Raw genomic sequence first — 1,701 nt, forward strand, 5'->3', positions numbered from 1 at the left:
AAAACATTTGCGAAGTCAATTCGCTTAATTAATTTGAAATAGAGCTATTCAAGTTCTTATATTTTATATGAGAGTTTGATCCTGGCTCAGGATGAACGCCGGCGGTGTGCCTAATACATGCAAGTCGAGCGCACTGGCCCAACTGAAATGACGTGCTTGCACAGAATGGACGTTGGATTCCCAGTGAGCGGCGGACGGGTGAGTAACACGTGGGCAACCTGCCCCAAAGCGGGGGATAACATTTGGAAACAGATGCTAATACCGCATAAGTTGGAAAACCACATGGTTTTCCCATCAAAGATGGTTTCGGCTATCGCTTTGGGATGGGCCCGCGGTGCATTAGCTAGTTGGTAAGGTAACGGCTTACCAAGGCGATGATGCATAGCCGAGTTGAGAGACTGATCGGCCACAATGGAACTGAGACACGGTCCATACTCCTACGGGAGGCAGCAGTAGGGAATCTTCCACAATGGGCGCAAGCCTGATGGAGCAACACCGCGTGAGTGAAGAAGGGTTTCGGCTCGTAAAGCTCTGTTGTTGGAGAAGAACGTGCGTAAGAGTAACTGTTTACGCAGTGACGGTATCCAACCAGAAAGTCACGGCTAACTACGTGCCAGCAGCCGCGGTAATACGTAGGTGGCAAGCGTTATCCGGATTTATTGGGCGTAAAGCGAGCGCAGGCGGTTGCTTAGGTCTGATGTGAAAGCCTTCGGCTTAACCGAAGAAGTGCATCGGAAACCGGGCGACTTGAGTGCAGAAGAGGACAGTGGAACTCCATGTGTAGCGGTGGAATGCGTAGATATATGGAAGAACACCAGTGGCGAAGGCGGCTGTCTGGTCTGCAACTGACGCTGAGGCTCGAAAGCATGGGTAGCGAACAGGATTAGATACCCTGGTAGTCCATGCCGTAAACGATGAGTGCTAGGTGTTGGAGGGTTTCCGCCCTTCAGTGCCGAAGCTAACGCATTAAGCACTCCGCCTGGGGAGTACGACCGCAAGGTTGAAACTCAAAGGAATTGACGGGGGCCCGCACAAGCGGTGGAGCATGTGGTTTAATTCGAAGCTACGCGAAGAACCTTACCAGGTCTTGACATCTTGCGCCAACCTCAGAGATGAGGCGTTCCCTTCGGGGACGCAAAGACAGGTGGTGCATGGTCGTCGTCAGCTCGTGTCGTGAGATGTTGGGTTAAGTCCCGCAACGAGCGCAACCCTTGTTACTAGTTGCCAGCATTCAGTTGGGCACTCTAGTGAGACTGCCGGTGACAAACCGGAGGAAGGTGGGGACGACGTCAGATCATCATGCCCCTTATGACCTGGGCTACACACGTGCTACAATGGCCGGTACAACGAGCAGCTAACCCGCGAGGGTGTGCAAATCTCTTAAAGCCGGTCTCAGTTCGGACTGCAGTCTGCAACTCGACTGCACGAAGTCGGAATCGCTAGTAATCGCGGATCAGCATGCCGCGGTGAATACGTTCCCGGGCCTTGTACACACCGCCCGTCACACCATGGAAGTTTGCAATGCCCAAAGTCAGTGGCCTAACCATTATGGAGGGAGCTGCCTAAGGCAGGGCAGATGACTGGGGTGAAGTCGTAACAAGGTAGCCGTAGGAGAACCTGCGGCTGGATCACCTCCTTTCTAAGGAATAAAACGGAACCTGCACATGGTCGAAACTTTGTTTAGTTTTGAGGGGTTTACCC

General features: G+C 52.7%; 1 rRNA gene. It reads left to right on the forward strand.

Annotated features, from left to right (window positions below):
- Positions 1 to 63: 63 nt before the first annotated feature.
- A 16S ribosomal RNA gene (locus tag HMPREF0494_RS00005) occupies positions 64 to 1,639 on the forward strand.
- Positions 1,640 to 1,701: the final 62 nt, after the last annotated feature.

The sequence above is a fragment of the Limosilactobacillus antri DSM 16041 genome, assembly GCF_000160835.1.
GTDB lineage: Bacteria > Bacillota > Bacilli > Lactobacillales > Lactobacillaceae > Limosilactobacillus > Limosilactobacillus antri.